General features: G+C 34.5%; 16 protein-coding genes. 1 reads left to right on the forward strand and 15 read right to left on the reverse strand.

Features of this window, described 5'->3' with window-relative positions; genetic code table 11:
* Window positions 1–126 precede the first annotated feature (126 nt).
* On the forward strand, window positions 127–1,128 hold the full coding sequence (locus TKV_RS06195) for a tyrosine recombinase XerC (protein WP_049685205.1): 1,002 nt from the start codon (window positions 127–129) through the stop codon (window positions 1,126–1,128).
* Window positions 1,129–1,146: 18 nt separating this feature from the next.
* Here TKV_RS06195 and TKV_RS06200 read toward each other — a convergent pair whose 3' ends face one another.
* The 15 genes from TKV_RS06200 to rimO all read right to left on the reverse strand — a co-directional run bounded on the left by TKV_RS06200 (window position 1,147) and on the right by rimO (window position 16,903).
* Window positions 1,147–2,436: a methionine gamma-lyase family protein gene (locus TKV_RS06200; protein ID WP_049685206.1), complete on the reverse strand. Its 1,290-nt coding sequence runs from the start codon at window positions 2,434–2,436 to the stop codon at window positions 1,147–1,149.
* A 4-nt stretch (window positions 2,437–2,440) separates the two neighbouring features.
* Window positions 2,441–3,337, reverse strand: coding sequence for a stage V sporulation protein K (spoVK, locus tag TKV_RS06205; protein WP_049685207.1), 897 nt, complete (start codon window positions 3,335–3,337; stop codon window positions 2,441–2,443).
* Window positions 3,338–3,404: 67 nt separating this feature from the next.
* Window positions 3,405–4,829, reverse strand: coding sequence for an adenylosuccinate lyase (purB, locus tag TKV_RS06210; protein ID WP_049685208.1), 1,425 nt, complete (start codon window positions 4,827–4,829; stop codon window positions 3,405–3,407).
* Window positions 4,830–4,842: 13 nt separating this feature from the next.
* The gene (locus TKV_RS06215) at window positions 4,843–6,030 is read right to left on the reverse strand and encodes a pyridoxal phosphate-dependent aminotransferase (RefSeq protein ID WP_049685209.1); all 1,188 of its coding nucleotides are present in this window, start codon (window positions 6,028–6,030) and stop codon (window positions 4,843–4,845) included.
* 56 nt (window positions 6,031–6,086) lie between these two features.
* Window positions 6,087–6,920, reverse strand: coding sequence for a PHP domain-containing protein (locus TKV_RS06220; protein ID WP_049685210.1), 834 nt, complete (start codon window positions 6,918–6,920; stop codon window positions 6,087–6,089).
* A 68-nt stretch (window positions 6,921–6,988) separates the two neighbouring features.
* Window positions 6,989–7,249 carry a stage V sporulation protein S gene (locus tag TKV_RS06225; protein WP_049685211.1) on the reverse strand — a complete coding sequence of 87 codons (261 nt, stop codon included), beginning with the start codon at window positions 7,247–7,249 and terminating at the stop codon, window positions 6,989–6,991.
* A gap of 71 nt (window positions 7,250–7,320) precedes the next feature.
* A complete protein-coding gene (locus TKV_RS06230; protein ID WP_049685212.1) occupies window positions 7,321–8,100 on the reverse strand; it encodes a TIGR00282 family metallophosphoesterase in 780 nt (259 codons plus the stop codon).
* 146 nt (window positions 8,101–8,246) lie between these two features.
* The gene (locus TKV_RS06235; RefSeq protein WP_049685213.1) at window positions 8,247–9,683 is read right to left on the reverse strand and encodes an IS200/IS605 family accessory protein TnpB-related protein; all 1,437 of its coding nucleotides are present in this window, start codon (window positions 9,681–9,683) and stop codon (window positions 8,247–8,249) included.
* The gene (locus TKV_RS06240; RefSeq protein ID WP_049685214.1) at window positions 9,664–10,257 is read right to left on the reverse strand and encodes an IS607 family transposase; all 594 of its coding nucleotides are present in this window, start codon (window positions 10,255–10,257) and stop codon (window positions 9,664–9,666) included. Before TKV_RS06240 ends, TKV_RS06235 begins: the two co-directional genes overlap by 20 nt.
* 187 nt (window positions 10,258–10,444) lie before the next feature.
* Window positions 10,445–11,971, reverse strand: coding sequence for a ribonuclease Y (gene rny, locus TKV_RS06245; protein WP_049685215.1), 1,527 nt, complete (start codon window positions 11,969–11,971; stop codon window positions 10,445–10,447).
* A gap of 79 nt (window positions 11,972–12,050) precedes the next feature.
* Entirely contained in the window at window positions 12,051–12,653 is a 603-nt protein-coding gene (locus TKV_RS06250; RefSeq protein WP_049685216.1) for a regulatory protein RecX, read from the reverse strand.
* A 48-nt stretch (window positions 12,654–12,701) separates the two neighbouring features.
* Entirely contained in the window at window positions 12,702–13,727 is a 1,026-nt protein-coding gene (gene recA, locus TKV_RS06255) for a recombinase RecA (protein ID WP_049685217.1), read from the reverse strand.
* A 71-nt stretch (window positions 13,728–13,798) separates the two neighbouring features.
* The gene (locus TKV_RS06260; protein ID WP_049685218.1) at window positions 13,799–15,040 is read right to left on the reverse strand and encodes a competence/damage-inducible protein A; all 1,242 of its coding nucleotides are present in this window, start codon (window positions 15,038–15,040) and stop codon (window positions 13,799–13,801) included.
* A gap of 16 nt (window positions 15,041–15,056) precedes the next feature.
* A complete protein-coding gene (gene pgsA / locus TKV_RS06265; RefSeq protein WP_049685219.1) occupies window positions 15,057–15,593 on the reverse strand; it encodes a CDP-diacylglycerol--glycerol-3-phosphate 3-phosphatidyltransferase in 537 nt (178 codons plus the stop codon).
* Window positions 15,593–16,903 (reverse strand): 30S ribosomal protein S12 methylthiotransferase RimO, encoded by a 1,311-nt coding sequence (gene rimO, locus TKV_RS06270; protein ID WP_049685220.1) that lies wholly within the window; start codon window positions 16,901–16,903, stop codon window positions 15,593–15,595. The genes pgsA and rimO overlap by 1 nt, the downstream gene beginning before the upstream one ends.
* Window positions 16,904–16,921: the final 18 nt, after the last annotated feature.

Here is a 16,921-nt window from a genome sequence, read left to right on the forward strand (position 1 = left end):
AATGGCTTAAATTATAAGAAACAGCTTGATTTAAGCTTAATATCTGTGTTATTATATAAATAAGTAATTATACGAAATAACTATTTCGTATAATTAGAGTTATATAATTTAGAAAGGAGTTTTTATATGTCAAATCAAAATGTTGACAATAGCTCTATTAAATACCCACCCCTACTTGAAGAGTTTTTGAATTACTTCTCTACTGTAAAAGCCCGGTCTTATAATACGATAAAGGCTTATAGTTACGATTTGGTTTTGTTTTTACGCTTTTTAAAACAAAGGCGTGGAAAAGTTGACCCTAATGTTGAATTTGATGAAATAGACATTTCTGATGTTGATGTAGACTTAATAGAATCCGTCGATTTAAATGACTTATACGCCTACCTTAATTTCGTCACTCATGAGAGGTCAAATACTCCCCCTGCTCGTGCTCGAAAAGTAGCAAGTTTAAGGTCTTTTTATAACTACCTTTATAAAAAGGCTAAAGTAATAAATAAAAACCCTACACAAGAGTTAGAAGCTCCAAAGTTATCTGTAAGACAACCTATTTATCTCACCCTTGAGGAAAGCAAAAAACTTTTAAACTCTATAGATGGACCTTTTAAAGAAAGAGATTATGCCATTATAACCTTGTTTTTAAATTGTGGCCTCAGAGTTTCCGAATTGGTAAATATAAATATAGACGACATAAAAGATGACAAACTTACTGTCATAGGAAAAGGAAACAAGCAGCGAATAGTTTATTTAAACGATGCTTGTATTGACGCTATAAATACTTATTTGAAAGTAAGGCCTAAAGAAGGGGTCAAAGATAAAAAGGCTCTATTTTTAAGCAAAAGGCTTAAACGCATAAGTGTAAAAACTGTCCAGTACACTGTAAAAAAACATTTAAAAAAAGCTAATTTAGAAGGGAAAAAATATTCCGCCCATAAATTGCGCCATACAGCCGCGACTTTGATGTACAGATATGGTAATGTAGATATAAGGACTTTACAAAAGCTCCTGGGGCATTCTAACGTGTCTACCACCCAAATTTACACCCATGTTGATGATTCGCAATTAAAAGAAGCAGTAAATAAAAATCCTCTTTCTCAAAAAAACAAAGACAATGAGGAAAATAAAAGATGAAATAAAAGAAACTATCTTTTATTTCATCTTTATAAAACCTTTTTCATAGAGGTTATTTAAAGCGACAGCTATTGCGAGTTTTACCTGAGGATAAGTAAGACCTCCTTGAACATAAGCGATATAAGGCTCTCTTATAGGAGCATCTGCACTTAATTCTATTGACGAACCTTGAATAAATCCTCCTGCTGCCATTATCACTTTGTCTTGGTATCCTGGCATGTCCCAGGGCTCAGGAATTACATGAGAATCCACAGGAGAGCCCATTTGTATTCCTTGAATAAAGGTGATCAATTCTTGTGGGTTTTTAAACTTTACTGCCTGTACTATATCTGTTCTTTCTTCGTCGTATGTTGGAGTAACTTCATAACCTAACTCTGCCATCACTTTAGACAATAAAACAGCTCCTTTTAGTGCTTGTCCTACTACTTGCGGTGCGAAAAACAGCCCCTGCAAAATTAGTCTGTTTAAGCCTAAAGAAGGCCCTACTTCTTTCCCTATGCCAGGGGCATATAATCTGTAAGAAGCATTTTCCACTAATTCTTTTTTCCCTACTACGTAGCCTCCTGTAGGTGCTATTCCCCCACCTATGTTTTTAATGAGAGAACCTGCAACAATGTCAGCTCCTGCTTCTATCGGCTCTTTTGTTTCTGTGAACTCTCCATAGCAATTATCTACAAATACTATTACATCTTCTTTAACACTTTTAATTTCGCGAATGGTTTTTTTTATATCTTCTATTTTTAAGGATTTTCTGTAGTCATAGCCTTTAGAACGCTGTATCAACACCATTTTAGTTTTTTGAGATACTGCCTTTTTTACATTTTCTATGTCAATTTCTCCATCATTAATGAGGGGGACTTCTTCGTATATAACGCCATAGTCTTTTAGACTCCCCCTCCCCTTCCCTTTTATGCCTATTATCTCTTCTAAAGTATCATAAGGTCTACCACAAGCCGATATTAGCTCTTCATTTGGCTTTAAATTTGAGAATAGGCATAATGATATTGCATGAGTTCCAGAAACGATTTGAGGCCTTACTAAGGCGTCCTCTGCGCCAAAAATACCGGCATATATCTTTTCAATTGTTTCTCTTCCTATATCTCCATACCCATAGCCTGTTGTGCCGTTAAAATGAATGTCACTCAGTTTATTTTTTTGAAAATGGTATAAAACTTTATACTGGTTGTATTCAACAATTTTATCTATTTTTTTAAAAACTTCAAGACACTTATTTTCTGCCTTTTCTAATAAATCAATTATATTTCCGTGAATTTTGAAATTGTCTTGTAAAAATTTTTTTGCCTCCATATTTTCAGTCCTCTCTAATATCTATACTGTCTATTGTGATCAAGTCTTCTTTGGTTATGTTAGCTTTATTCAAAACCCTTACTGCATGCTTTCTTATAGCTCTTTCTATAATATTTCTTACAAGCCTTGCATTACCCATTTCTCTTGAATTGTCATCGTAAATTAAAAACTTCATCAGCTTCTTTTTTGCACTTTCTGTAAGTTTATACTGTCTGCTTTTGACCATTACCTCAGCAATTTGTAGAAGTTCGTCCACAGTATAGTCTGGAAAATCTATTTGTATAGGAAATCTTGAGTGAAGTCCTGGATTTGTGCTCAAAAAATACTCCATTTCGTGTTTATAACCTGCCAATATTAGAATAAATTTATTTCTGTTATCCTCCATTTCTTTGACAAGAGTATCGATGGCTTCTTTTCCAAAATCTTTTTCACCACCTCTTGCCAAAGAATATGCCTCATCTACAAATAGGATGCCTCCTAATGCTTTTTTGACATTTTCGCGAACTCTATGGGCAGTATGTCCTATATATTCTCCTACTAAATCTGCTCTTTCAACTTCTACAACATGGCCTTTTTCTAATACCCCTATGCTTTTTAAAAGTTTTCCAAGGATTCTTGCTACGGTTGTCTTTCCAGTACCTGGATTTCCCTTAAATATCATATGTAACACAATAGGATCTGTTGACAAGCCTTCTTTTTTGCGCCTTATTTGAAGTTGTGAAAGAGCGTAAAGTTCACGGATAATCTCTTTAACTTTGTTAAGTCCAATTAAAGAGTTTAGTTCTTTTAAAGCTTCTTCTTGCAGTGCTTTGTTATCAATTTGCTGAAAGTTTTCTACTGCTTTATCTTCTGATTTTTTTTCTAATCTGTATCCATCAAAAAATACAGGCCATATCCCCATACAACCACATCCCAATACTATTTTTGTTTTTATTTTATGATATTGGGATGTAAAAAGTGAATAAAATTTACACTTCTACTTTTGCTTCTATCCCCTCATCTTTAAAATCTGACAAAATGGGGTTTACAACCTCTTTAACAAATTCTTCTGTTTGGCTTATAGCTCTTCCAGTGAATTTTACAGGGTCAACTAGTTTTTTAATCTCCTCTTCTGAAAGCTTAAACCTTTCGTCATTTTGTATATAATATAGCAGTTTATTTTCTTCTCCATTTTTAACTTCTTCTGCTGCCCTTAGAGAGTACACTCTTATGGCTTCATGTAACTCTTGTCTGTCTCCACCTTTAAGTACAGCTTCCATTAAAATCTTTTCTGTAGCCATAAAAGGCAATTCCTTCATCACATTTTTTTCAATCACTTTTTTATTTACTTTTAAACCAGACGCAATGTTTATATAGAGATTTAATATAGCGTCTGTCGCAAGAAACATTTCAGGAATTACAATTCGCCTGTTGGCAGAATCGTCCAATGTCCTTTCAAACCATTGAGCAGAAGAAGTAATCGCAGAATTGAGCAATGTCACAATAACATATCTGCTTAGAGCTGCCATTCTTTCACTTCTCATGGGATTTCTTTTATAGGCCATAGCAGAAGACCCTATTTGTTTTTCCTCAAAAGGCTCTTCAATTTCTCTTAAATGTTGCAACAATCTTATGTCATTGCTGAACTTGTGAGCACTTTGGGCAATACCGCTTAACACAGACAAAAGCATGAAGTCGTATTTTCTTGTATAAGTTTGCCCAGTGACATCAAATGACTTTTTATATCCCATCTTTTCTACTACTAATCTGTCCAATTCCTTAACTTTTTCTTCATCTCCATTAAAGAGCTCCATAAAACTCGCTTGCGTGCCAGTGGTACCTTTTACTCCCCTTAAAGTTATGTTTTCGGTTCTGTATCTTAAATCTTTCAAATCGAGAATTAAATCCTGTATCCAAAGGCAAGCTCTTTTTCCCACTGTGGTAAGTTGAGCCGGTTGAAAGTGGGTATAACCTAAAGTAGGTAAATCTTTATATTTTAAGGCGAAGTCAGATAGAACTTTTATTACCTTAAGAAGCTTCTTTTCAATTAATTTAAAGGCTTTATCCATCAAAATAATGTCAGTATTGTCATCTACAAAAGCGGAAGTAGCTCCTAAATGAATTATAGGCTTTGCTTTTGGGCACAAAAGTCCGTAGGCATGTATGTGAGCCATTACATCATGTCTAAACTCTTTTTCAAACTTTTCTGCGTCTTCATAATTTATGTTGTCTATGTTATCTTCCATTTCTTTGATCTGTTCATCTGTAATATTAACGCCTAATTCTTTTTGGCTTTTTGCCAAAGCTACCCATAACTTTCTCCAGGTTTTAAATTTTTCATCATCAGAAAATATTTGAGCCATTTCTTTACTAGCATATCTTGTTATTAATGGATTTTGATAAGTATCTCGCATATTTACCTCCTGCTTATATGTTATTTAAAAATTCTTCAATTCTGCTTAAACCTTTTTCAATGTTTTCAATTGAAGTAGCATAAGAAATTCTGATGTAATTATCCATTCCAAAAGGCAAAGCTGGAACAACAGCGACATTTGCACCTTCAATCAAAGCATTTGCAAAATCTATAGAACCTCTGATAACTTTTCCGTTTATCTCTTTTCCGATGTATTCATCTATATTCACCATTACATAAAAAGCTCCTTTAGGCTTATTTGATTTCAAGCCTTTTATTTTGTTAATCCTTTCAACCATGTAAATTCTTCTTTTATTAAATTCTTCCGCCATCTTTTTAATAATAGTCTCGTCTCCTGATAAAGCAGCTACACTAGCATATTGAGCAATTGAATTAGGGTTTGAAGTGGTATGGCTCTGGATATTTGACATAACTTTTGCGATTTCGCGGGAAGAAGCTGTATATCCGATTCTCCAACCAGTCATAGCATAGGCTTTAGACATGCCATTTACTACAATAGTCAGTTCTTTAATTTTTTCATTTAGAGAAGCAATGCTGACATGACTTCCTTCATAGATTAATTTTTCGTATATTTCATCTGAAATCACAAAAATATTTGCTTCTACGATGACTTTTGCAATCTCCTCTAATTCTTCCTTAGTGTAAACAGAACCTGTAGGATTATTTGGACTGTTTAAGATCAAAGCTTTTGTTTTTTTGGTAATTGAATTTTTTAATTCCTTCCCTGTAATCTTAAAGTCATTTTCTTCTTTGGTTTTTATAAAAACAGGTTTACCGTTTGCCAGCCTTACCATTTCCGGGTAACTTAGCCAGTAAGGTACAGGTATGATTACTTCGTCTTCAGGATTTAGGATGGCACAGAGAGCATTGTAAATAGAATGTTTTGCACCGTTTGATACGACGATCTGTTCTGGTTCATATGAAAGCCTATTATCTCTCAAAAGTTTGGCGCATATTGCTTTTTTTAACTCAATTATACCAGAGGAAGGAGTATATTTTGTATAACCTTTTTTTATAGCATCAATTGCAGCATCTTTTATGTAATCCGGAGTGTCAAAATCAGGTTCCCCAACACCAAAGTCTACTACATCGATTCCTTGAGATTTTAATTGTTTTGCTTTTGCAGTTATTTCTAATGTCATAGAAGAAGTTATTTGCAGAGCATTTTGAGATAAATCCACTTTTTACACCTCCATAAAGGCTCGTTAGATATATCACAATTACTATTTTAGCTTAATTATTTTGATATTTCTACATTTTTTGCTTTACTTTTTAAAATTTCAACATACTCACACTCAAGTTTGATGGTACCCAAAAGGTCTCTGCCATCAACTTCTATGCCGTGAAAGTCCGTACCTCCAGTTATAATAAGATTATATTCCTTAGCTTTTTTCAAATATTTTTCTACATCATGACTGGTGTGCTTAGAATGATAAACTTCTATACCAACCAATCCGTTGTTTACCAGCTCTTTAATAATGGCGTCTTCCTGCAGTAAACCAGGGTGGGCTAGGACGGGAACTGCGCCATTTTCTAAAATATATTCGATTGCTTTAAAAGGAGTTATTCTATACCTTTCAACATAAGCGGGAGCTCCAACTCCTATGTATTTGTCAAAAGCTTCTTTAACACTTTCTACATAATTTTTTTTGATCATAGCTCTTGCTATATGAGGTCTTCCTATAAACTTTTCACTTGTAAACTCTAACACATCTTCTTTTGTAATTTTAATTCCTAATTCGTTTAGTTTTTTTATAATTGCCATAGCTCTGTCGTTTCTCAATTTCTTCATTTCATCCAACTTTTCTGTGAATTTTTGGTCCCTGTAGTTTATAAAGTATCCTAAAATATGCACCTCTTGCTCTTTATAATAACAATTAAATTCAATACCAGGGATAACCTCAATCTGATATTTGAAAGAAGCCTCTATAGCCTCTTCAAGTCCCTCTACTGTATCGTGGTCTGTCAATGAAATACAGCTGAGGCCATGTTCTTTTGCTAAGCGAACTACTACAGAAGGTGAATTTGTCCCGTCAGAAGCTTTTGAATGCATATGTAAATCTGCAAACATTGCAACCAACCTTTCTTTAATTTTATTTTGTCAACACAATAAAATAACCTGCAAATGCAGGTTATTTTTTATCTCGGTTCTACGATTAATTTTATAGCAGTTCTTTCTTCGCCATCTATTTCAATGTCCGTAAAAGCGGGGATGCATATTAAATCAATTCCACTAGGAGCCACAAATCCTCTTGCAATTGCAACAGCTTTTACAGCTTGATTTATAGCACCTGCACCTATAGCTTGTACTTCTGCACCTCCACGTTCCCTCAATACCCCTGCCAGCGCACCTGCTACAGAATTTGGATTAGACTTTGCTGAAACTTTTAACACTTCCATTGTTTTTCCCCCTTAAAAACAAATGTTCTTTTCTCTGTTAATATTCTACATTTGTTTTAAAAATCCTTCTTTTATGCATAATTTTTATTAATGCGCTTTATGCTATTGCATTTTCCTGTGGCTTCATCAACAGAAATTACAATGGCGTTTATTTGGGTGGAGCCTTTTGCCACTTCAAACCGTACAGGTATAGAAGATATAAATTTTTTAATAATTAATTCTTTGTCAATTCCCAATATAGATTCACTGGGTCCAGTCATTCCCACATCCGTAATATAAGCTGTCCCTTGAGGAAGAATTTTTTCGTCTGCTGTTTGCACATGAGTGTGAGTTCCATATACACAGCTTACTTTTCCATCCAAAAAATATCCCATTGCTATCTTTTCAGAAGTGGCTTCTGCATGAAAATCCACTAATATTGTGTTTGTTTCTTTTTTTAATTTTTCTATTTCTTCCAAAGCTACGAAAAAAGGATTTCTGTTACAAGGCATAAAAGTAGTACCTTGTAAATTTATAATGCCTATTTTAGCATTTCTAAAAGTAAGTACTACAGAGCCTCTGCCAGGAGTACCTTCTAAATAATTGGCAGGCCTTACTATTCTAACTTCTTCATCGATGAATTTCAGTATTTCTTTTTGGTCCCACACGTGATTTCCCATCGTTAAAGCTAAAATTCCCATTTCAAAAAGCTCATCAGCAACTTTGCGAGTAATGCCATTCCCCCCTGCAGCATTTTCTCCATTAGCAATGACTGCATCAACACTGTACTCCGAAATCAATTCATTTAAGTGCTCTTTTAATACATTTCTTCCTGGTCTTCCTACAATATCTCCAATTATAAGTATATTCATCCTTAACCTGGTTACCCAAACTGTGCAAAACTGTGCAGTTTGGGCAGCTAGGGTATTTGTAGTCCGCCCTTCAGACTTTCCCAGCCCCAGCAGGCGGTTTTTGGGAAAGCCATAGCCCCTGCCCCAAGAAGCAGGAACTCACGCCCTTACGGGTCTCCCCACTTGCCCTGAATTAATAATCCTTTCAGGGCAGAGAAGTCTCTTGGCACCTTCTCAGGGGAGAGTGGCGTTACCACCGCTACCTTGAGAACTCGCCAGAAATCATGGGCACTAAAACTTGTTCCATCCAGAGGTTTTAGTACCCTTCCTGGCTCACTCTCAAGGCTTTGTAAAATTTCTATTGCTTTATTTATCTCTTTTAAGTGTTTTTTCTTCAACTGCTTGTTCCTGACTGTTTTCTTTACATGCTCTTTTAATTCTTCTAATTCATCTATAGTTAGTGCGTTAAGAAACTTTATATAATTGTCTGGTATCTTTTCTTCTCTGCCTAATCCTCTTCTTGCTATTACATAAGCTGCTGCTATGTCTTTTGTTATCATATACTGCGGCGCATATTTTAACATGCCTATTATTGAGGTGTAAGAAGGATTGACTTCTATTACTTCTATTCCTTCCTTTTTTGCTAAAATTTTTATCTTTTTTAAAAGGGATTTGTAGCTAAAGTTATGTCTTATTCTCCTTGACTTTTTGCCTGAAAAGTCTCCTTTTTCTCCTTTGTTTTTTATGTCTAATTTTTCAATTACTATTGCTTTTCTTTTTTCTTTTGCTATCTTTACTATCTCATGAGCATACTGCCATCTGAAATACTCTCTTTTATCTGAATTGCCGCTTGCAAGTTCCGGCATCGGTATACTGCCATAGCTTATTAGATTTCCTTTTTCATCTACCTCTGCCCATGATATGTTGTCCGGATATGCGTTCACATCTATTCCTATGATTCCTTTTTCTTTTGTTATTTTTATTTCTGGATATTGTTCTTCAATAGCAAAATAGGCGCATATGCTGCCATTTTTGAGTTTTAGTTCTACAGAGTATGGTATGTTTGATTGGGCAATTTCCTGCAGGAGTTCTTTTCTTTTTTTATTCTTTTTGTAGCCTGCTTCTATTTTGGCGTATACATATTTTCTTTCCCCTACATTTATCCTTAAGAAAGTGCCGTTTTTTCTTACTTCTATTCTTGTGTTGAGATTTCCTTTTTTGCTTTTATCCCCTCTTGAATAGAGATTTCCTTTTCTTTTCTCCTGCCACCTAATTTTTAATTTTTTATATGCTTTACCATTTAAATGATGTTTTTGAAGTTTTCTAAACAGTTTTTTCCCGCCAAAAATGACTTTTCTTGGACTTTTACCTAGTTCTTTCGCAGATTCCAGTGTACTCCTTGCTTTCATTATTGCATCATCTACATACCTTGAGTTTAAGTCAAATATTCCCTGAAGGTCTCTTTTTAATGTTTTTCTATCATAACCTTCTAGAAGCCTTTTGTATGCGTATCTTACGCAGGATGACCATCTTCTCATTAAGTCTAATACTATTTGTTTGTCTTGTTGATTTGGAAAAATGAGTTTAGCCTGTATCACTATCATGTTTTTTGCCACCTCTTTGTCCGTAAATTCTTGCTGCGAAAGATGTTACTATTGCTATTAAGTCCTCTGCTAGTTCTTTATTTGTATCTTCTTTATTCTCTTCTCCATTTAAAACTATAAGTTCTACCCCAAAACTTTCCATGAAAAATTTGAGATATTCAAAGCCAAATCTCGCTAGTCTATCAGGATATTCTATTACAACTTTTTCAACCTCTCCTCTTTTTATCTTGTTCAAAAGCTTTAATAAGCCTCTTCTATTTTCATTTACCCCACTTGCTATCTCATGTATGACTTCATACTGCCATCCTTTGGAATTAGCGTATTCTTCAAGCCTTCTAATTTGATTCTTAAGATATTCTTCTTGTTTCTTTGTGGACACTCTTGCATACAAAACTACTTTAGGTTTTGGTTTTTCTTCAACCATGCCCAGCAGCTTCTCTATATCTTCTTTTTTATACCTTCTGATGCCTTTTGGAGTTCTCACAGGTGTTATTAATCCTTCCTTTTCCCAGTTTATAAGTGTTCTTCGACTAATTGAGTACATTTCCTTTACTTTTTGCATGCTTAGTAACATTTGTTATCACCCAATTAAAATTATACCACTTTGCATGACTATCTTCAACTGTTACCTACCTTCAAAATTAATTTTTACAAATTTATTATTGCACAAAGTCACTAAATAAAACAATAGGTTTTGAAAATTTATTCTTAATAAAACTTTTTAAAGCGTGCACAAAGCACGCTTTTTTTCAAAACCTTATTTATTTAGCATAATCAATCGCTATTGTCTCTCTTATTACAATTACTTTTATTTGACCTGGATATTCAACTTCTTCTTCAATCTTTTTACTTATGTTTCGAGCCAAAATCACAATATCTTCATCACTAATCATTTCAGGTTTTACCATAATCCTGATTTCACGTCCTGCCTGTATAGCATAGGATTTTTCTACACCTTCAAAAGAATTTGCAATTTCCTCTAATTTGTTCAACCTTTTGATATAAGCTTCTAAAGCTTCCCTTCTCGCACCTGGTCGCGCAGCCGAAATTGCATCAGCTGCTTGAACCAAAACTGCTTCTACAGTTTGAGGCTCAACATCGTTATGATGAGCCATTATAGCGTGAATGACAGCATCAGACTCGTGATACTTTTTTGCCAGTTCTGCACCTATCATGACATGTGGTCCTTCTATTTCGTGGTCCACAGCTTTACCAATATCATGTAAGAGCCCTGCTCTTTTTGCAATTGCCGCATCAGCACGTAATTCATAAGCCATAAGTCCTGCTAAGTGGGCAACTTCAATAGAATGTTTTAACACGTTTTGACCGTAACTGGTTCTAAATTTAAGCCTTCCAAGCAATTTGATTAGTTCGGGATGTAAACCGTGAACTCCTACTTCAAAAGCAGCTTCCTCTCCCGCTTTGCTTATCATATTGTCTACTTCTTTTTTAGCTTTTTCCACCATTTCTTCTATTCTGGCGGGATGTATTCTCCCGTCTTCAATCAATTTTTCCAATGCAATTCGCGCTATTTCCCTGCGTATTGGGTCAAAGCCAGAAATAACAACAGCTTCAGGAGTATCATCTATAATAAGGTCAATTCCTGTCAATGTCTCTAATGTTCTTATATTTCTACCTTCCCTTCCGATTATTCGACCTTTCATTTCATCATTGGGAAGGGTAACAACAGAGACAGTTGTTTCTGCAGCGTGGTCTGCTGCGCATCTTTGAATAGCGCTGCTTATTATCTCTCTTGCTTTTATCTCTGCTTCTTCTCTTGCCTTATTTTCTATCTCTTTAATCATTATTGCCATTTCATGTTTTATGTCTTTTTGTACGTCTTCTAACAAAATGGCTTTTGCTTCCTCACGGCTTAAACCCGAAATTCTCTCTAATTCTTCTATTTCTTTTTGATGAAGCACTGAAATTTGTTCTTCTAACTGTTGAATTTCTTTCTGTTTTTGTTCTAAAAAACTTTCTTTTTGCTCTAAAGTTTCAGCTCTTCTGTCAAGAGTTTCTTCTTTTTGAATAAGCCTTCTTTCTAACCTCTGCAGCTCGCCTCTGCGGTCTCTTATTTCCTTTTCAAGGTCGGAGCGCATTTTATGAATTTCTTCTTTTGCCTCTAATAACAGCTCTCTTTTTTTATTTTCACCATCTCGTTTTGCAGTTTCCAAGATGGTTCGCGCTAAGTCTTCGGCACTTTTTATTTTGGACTCAGCAATGGTCTTTCTTGCAAAATAGCCAATTAAAAGACCGACTACTGTTGTAATAAGTGCTGTGATTATCAATCCAACATAGCTAATATTCTTACACCTCCTTAGTTGATATTCATATTTTATTTTAGACCCTTTTCAAAATTATGTCAAGTTATAAATCCTCTTTCCTAAAGGCACTGTTGATGCTTTCTATTTGAAATCCATTTCTGTAAAGATAACTTTTGAACTTTCTGATATCATCTCCTGGCTTTAATTTTTTTTGAGCTATCTTTTTTATCACTTCTATTTCTATTTCATCTGTATAAATATTATTTAAATTTTGCTGTATTAATTCCTTGTACACTCCTCTTTTTAAAAGTTCATTAAAAATTCTCAATTTGCTGTAATGTTGATTCATTTTTTGTTCAATAAATAGTTTGGTATACATTTCATCATTGAGATAGTTGTATTCCTTGAGTTTTTCAATCACTTTTTCTATTATTGCATCAGGAAATTGTTTTAGTTTTAATTTTTGAAGTAGTTCATGTTCTGTCAACATTCTTCGTGACAATAATTTAAATGCATATTCTTTAGCCTGTTTTTCAGCAAAATAGTTTACATAATAATTATACTGTTTACTATCTATTTCCATGCCTTCCTCAATACCTAAATGGTTTAAATCCTGCAAAGTACAGCTAAAAGCGTATTTCCCATCTATATAAATATTGTATTTATTAAGATTTTTCTTTTGCTTTTCTATCAATGTTATAACCATATGCTTTTCTTCTCCTTCTCTTTAACAAAATAAACCCCACAAAAGGGGTCATTCGATGTCGCTATCACCGGAAGATTTTATCTTATTGTAAGCAAGATTGAAATTTTCTCTGATTTTTCTTTCAATCTCATCGGCAATTTCTTTGTTTTCTTTTAAAAATTGCTTAGCATTTTCTCTCCCTTGGCCTAATCTTATATCTCCATAAGAATACCAAGCTCCACTTTTTTCTATGATATCTATGCTTGTTCCTATATCTAGAAGACTTCCCTCTCTCGAAATTCCTTCACCGTACATTATATCAAATTCCGCTTGTTTAAAAGGAGGGGCGACTTTGTTTTTTACCACTCTTACCCGTGTCCTATTACCGACTATTTCATTTCCTTGTTTTATTGCATCTACTTTTCTCACGTCTAACCTGATTGTGGCATAAAATTTCAATGCTCTTCCACCTGGAGTTGTCTCAGGATTTCCAAACATAACTCCAACCTTTTCTCTAAGCTGATTTATAAAAACGACTATAGTCTTCGATTTGCTTGTAACCCCTGATAATTTTCTCAATGCTTGAGACATTAACCTGGCTTGTAATCCCACATGGCTATCACCCATGTCACCATCAATTTCTGCTTTAGGTACCAAAGCGGCGACTGAGTCTATGACTATGATGTCAACAGCACCACTCCTTACAAGAGCTTCCGCAATTTCCAATGCCTGTTCTCCTGTATCAGGCTGAGCTACCAATAATTCATCTACATTTACCCCAAGATTTTTTGCATATACAGGGTCAAGGGCATGTTCTGCATCTATAAAAGCTCCTGTTCCTCCCATTTTTTGAGCTTCTGCTATCATATGTAAAGCTAAAGTAGTCTTTCCTGAGGATTCCGGTCCAAAAATTTCTATTATCCTGCCTCTTGGTATACCGCCGACGCCTAATGCAATATCTAACTCAAGTGAACCACTGGGTATTACTTCTACATTTAACTTTGCAGCATCTCCCAATCGCATTATTGAACCTTTGCCAAACTGCCTCTCTATTTGACTTAAAGCTATTTCTAATGCCTTTTGCTTTTCAATCATCCATTATTTACCTCCTAAAACCTCTGAAGGTTTGTTAATTTGTTAAATTAATTATATATTAACCGATAGAACTAGTCAATTTTTATTCCTAATAAGTATTTTCTTACAATATCTAAAGCGTGCAATACTGTTCGCGCTCTTATTCGACTTCTATTTCCCCTTAGCATAAATTTTTTTACATACACATCTTTGTTAGTGGCAAAACCAACATACACTAAGCCTACAGGTTTTTCGGGGGTACCGCCAGTAGGTCCCGCAATTCCTGTAGTAGATATGCCAAAATCTGAATGTGCAATTTTTCTTACATTCTGTGCCATTTCTTTTGCGGTCTCTAAACTCACCGCTCCATAATTTTCAAGGGTTGATTTTTTTACTCCTAATATGCTTTCTTTTGCTTCATTGCTATAGGATACTACACCTAATTTAAATACTTTTGAAGCGCCAGGCACGTCTGTAATTTTACCGGATAGTTGTCCACCTGTACAAGATTCAGCAGTTGCTAGAGTTAGGTTATTTTTTTGAAGTAATTTCACCACCACATCTTCCATATTTTCCTTATCAACAGCGTATATATATTCTCCAAGAATGCCTCGCATTTTTGATTCCATATCTTCTATCATCTTTAAGGTTTCATCCTCATTATGACCTTTTGCAGTGATTCTCAAAGTCACATAGCCATCTCCTAGAAGAGGAGCAACAGTTGGATTGGAATTAAAAAGCAGAGGTTTTACTAATTCTTCTACTTTTGATTCTCCCAAGCCAAATATTTTAAGAACTCTAGACTTTATGATTTCACTGGTTTTGCTTTTTAAGTAAGGATAAACTGCTTCTTCAAACATTGGGATAAGTTCAGAAGGAGGTCCAGGCAAAATAACTATAATCTTATTATCTTTTTCTATAATACATCCAGGAGCTGTTCCATTTTTGTTTGGCAAAATATTTGCTCCTTCAGGAAAAAGCGCTTGTTTATAATTATTTGGGGTGGGCTTTTGACCCAATCTTTCAAAGAATTTTTCTATCCAGTCTTTCGCTTCTTTGTTTTCAATGAGAGGAAGCCTCAAAAAAGAAGCCACTGTTTCTTTGGTGATATCATCTGCAGTAGGGCCTAATCCTCCTGTTGTTATGATAAGGTCAGACCGCTTAAAAGCAATATTTAAACACTCTTTTAATCTTCCTTCGTTATCTCCAACATTTGTGTGAAAATAAATATCTATTCCCAAAAGTGCAAGCTTTTCAGATAAATACTTAGCATTAGTATTGACAATTTGACCCAATAAAAGTTCAGTTCCGACTGAAATGATTTCTCCTTTCAATTAAAACACCTCTATTTCAATTTACAAATAGATCTTTAGATTTTACAAGATAATCTACACCTGAGTATATTGTTAAAATTAAAGCGATATAGACCATAATAGTGGCAAAAGGGAAATTTATAAGACTAAAAGGATAGTTATTAAGCATTAAAGTGATGACTGCTATCATTTGAAAAGTAGTTTTATATTTTCCGTAATTACTGGCAGCAATGACAACTCCTTTGTCAGCTGCAACTGTCCGTATGCCTGTTATTAAAAATTCCCTTGCTAATATAACTACTACAATCCAACTTTGAATGCGTCCCATTTGAACAAGTGCTACTAAAGCAGATGAAACCATTATTTTATCTACCAAAGGGTCCATGAACTTACCAAAATTAGTTATTTGGTTAAATCTTCGAGCTATATATCCGTCAATTTTGTCAGTCAGTGCAGCAAAAGCAAACACAGTGGCTGCTACAACGTCCTTATAAGGTAAATTGGTAAACATAAAAAACATAAATATAGGTATTAAAAAAAGCCTTAGCATTGTAATTTTGTTTGCTAAATTCATCAACATTCCCCCACCAAATCGTACTCATAAGCATCTGTTACCGTGACTGTAACAAAGTGGCCTGGCATAAGCTTTTTGTCACTTTTTACATAGACGTTTCCGTCAATTTCAGGGGCATCCATATAACTTCTGCCATAATATATTCCGTCTTCATATCCTTCAATTAACACTTCTAATTGAGTTCCAATTTTTGAAAGATTATTTTGGTAAGAAATGTCCTTTTGTATTTCCATGATTTCTTGTTGTCTTTTAATTTTAACACTTTTTTTAATTTGGGGTTTCATGTTATAAGATTTAGTCCCTTCTTCTCTGGAATAAATGAACACACCTACCCTTTCAAACTTTTTATCTTTTATAAACTGTTTTAAGTCTTCAAATTCTTCTTCTGTTTCTCCTGGAAAACCTACTATAAAAGTTGTGCGTATGACCATGCCTGGAATACTGCGAAGTTTATTTATAACCTCCTCTATTTTTTGTCTATTGGTATTTCTGTTCATTCTTTTAAGCACGTCATTATGAGAGTGCTGCAGTGGAATATCTATATATTTTACAACTTTTTCGTTTGCCCTCATTTCTTCTACAAGTTCATCTGTCACACTATCGGGATACGCATAAAGTAGTCTTATCCACTTTAAACCTTCAATTTGTGAAAGCTCTCTTAGAAGCTGTGGAAGCATAAATTGTTTATAAATATCTATACCGTACTTTGTGGTGTCTTGAGCAATCAATATAAGTTCTTTTACTCCTATTTTTGCAAGGTCTTGCGCTTCTTCTATTATATCTTCCATTTTACGGCTTTTATACCGCCCTCTGAGTTTTGGTATTATGCAAAAAGAACAGGAATTACTACAACCCTCCGCAATTTTTAAATAAGCATAATAATGGGGGGTACTCAACACTCGCTTTATACCTTCATCCTTTAACAAATTTGCATGGCCATACTCTAAAACAATTTTCCCTTTTTCTACCTCTTCGATTACTTCCGCAATTTTAGTAAAATCTCCTGTCCCTATGACAGCATCTAATTCTGGCAATTCTTTTAACAGTTCCTTGTTGTATCTTTCTGATAGACATCCAGTAGCTATGAGATATTTTAACCTGCGATTTTTCAATTTTCCCATTTCAATTATATACTGTATTGATTCTCTTTTTGCTTCCTCTATAAAACCGCAGGTGTTTATAATGAGTATATCGGCTTTGCTTTCTTCACTTACAATGTTATAGCCTTTCTCCTTTAAAATCCCTATCATTTTTTCAGAATCAACAGTGTTTTTTGGACAGCCAAGAGAAATTATTCCTACATTTTTCATTTCAGTTCCCCTTCTACG

Origin of the sequence: Thermoanaerobacter kivui (assembly GCF_000763575.1) — a bacterium.
GTDB lineage: Bacteria > Bacillota > Thermoanaerobacteria > Thermoanaerobacterales > Thermoanaerobacteraceae > Thermoanaerobacter > Thermoanaerobacter kivui.

Bases quoted from the DNA above. Each gene is read 5' to 3' on its own strand.
- TKV_RS06195 (WP_049685205.1), top strand. From the start codon at position 127: ATGTCAAATCAAAATGTTGACAATAGCTCTATTAAATACCCACCCCTA.
- TKV_RS06200 (WP_049685206.1), bottom strand. From the start codon at position 2,436: ATGGAGGCAAAAAAATTTTTACAAGACAATTTCAAAATTCACGGAAAT.
- spoVK (WP_049685207.1), bottom strand. From the start codon at position 3,337: ATGGGGATATGGCCTGTATTTTTTGATGGATACAGATTAGAAAAAAAA.
- purB (WP_049685208.1), bottom strand. From the start codon at position 4,829: ATGCGAGATACTTATCAAAATCCATTAATAACAAGATATGCTAGTAAA.
- TKV_RS06220 (WP_049685210.1), bottom strand. From the start codon at position 6,920: ATGTTTGCAGATTTACATATGCATTCAAAAGCTTCTGACGGGACAAAT.
- TKV_RS06225 (WP_049685211.1), bottom strand. From the start codon at position 7,249: ATGGAAGTGTTAAAAGTTTCAGCAAAGTCTAATCCAAATTCTGTAGCA.
- TKV_RS06230 (WP_049685212.1), bottom strand. From the start codon at position 8,100: ATGAATATACTTATAATTGGAGATATTGTAGGAAGACCAGGAAGAAAT.
- TKV_RS06235 (WP_049685213.1), bottom strand. From the start codon at position 9,683: ATGATAGTGATACAGGCTAAACTCATTTTTCCAAATCAACAAGACAAA.
- TKV_RS06240 (WP_049685214.1), bottom strand. From the start codon at position 10,257: ATGTTACTAAGCATGCAAAAAGTAAAGGAAATGTACTCAATTAGTCGA.
- TKV_RS06250 (WP_049685216.1), bottom strand. From the start codon at position 12,653: ATGGTTATAACATTGATAGAAAAGCAAAAGAAAAATCTTAATAAATAC.
- recA (WP_049685217.1), bottom strand. From the start codon at position 13,727: ATGATTGAAAAGCAAAAGGCATTAGAAATAGCTTTAAGTCAAATAGAG.
- pgsA (WP_049685219.1), bottom strand. From the start codon at position 15,593: ATGAATTTAGCAAACAAAATTACAATGCTAAGGCTTTTTTTAATACCT.
- rimO (WP_049685220.1), bottom strand. From the start codon at position 16,903: ATGAAAAATGTAGGAATAATTTCTCTTGGCTGTCCAAAAAACACTGTT.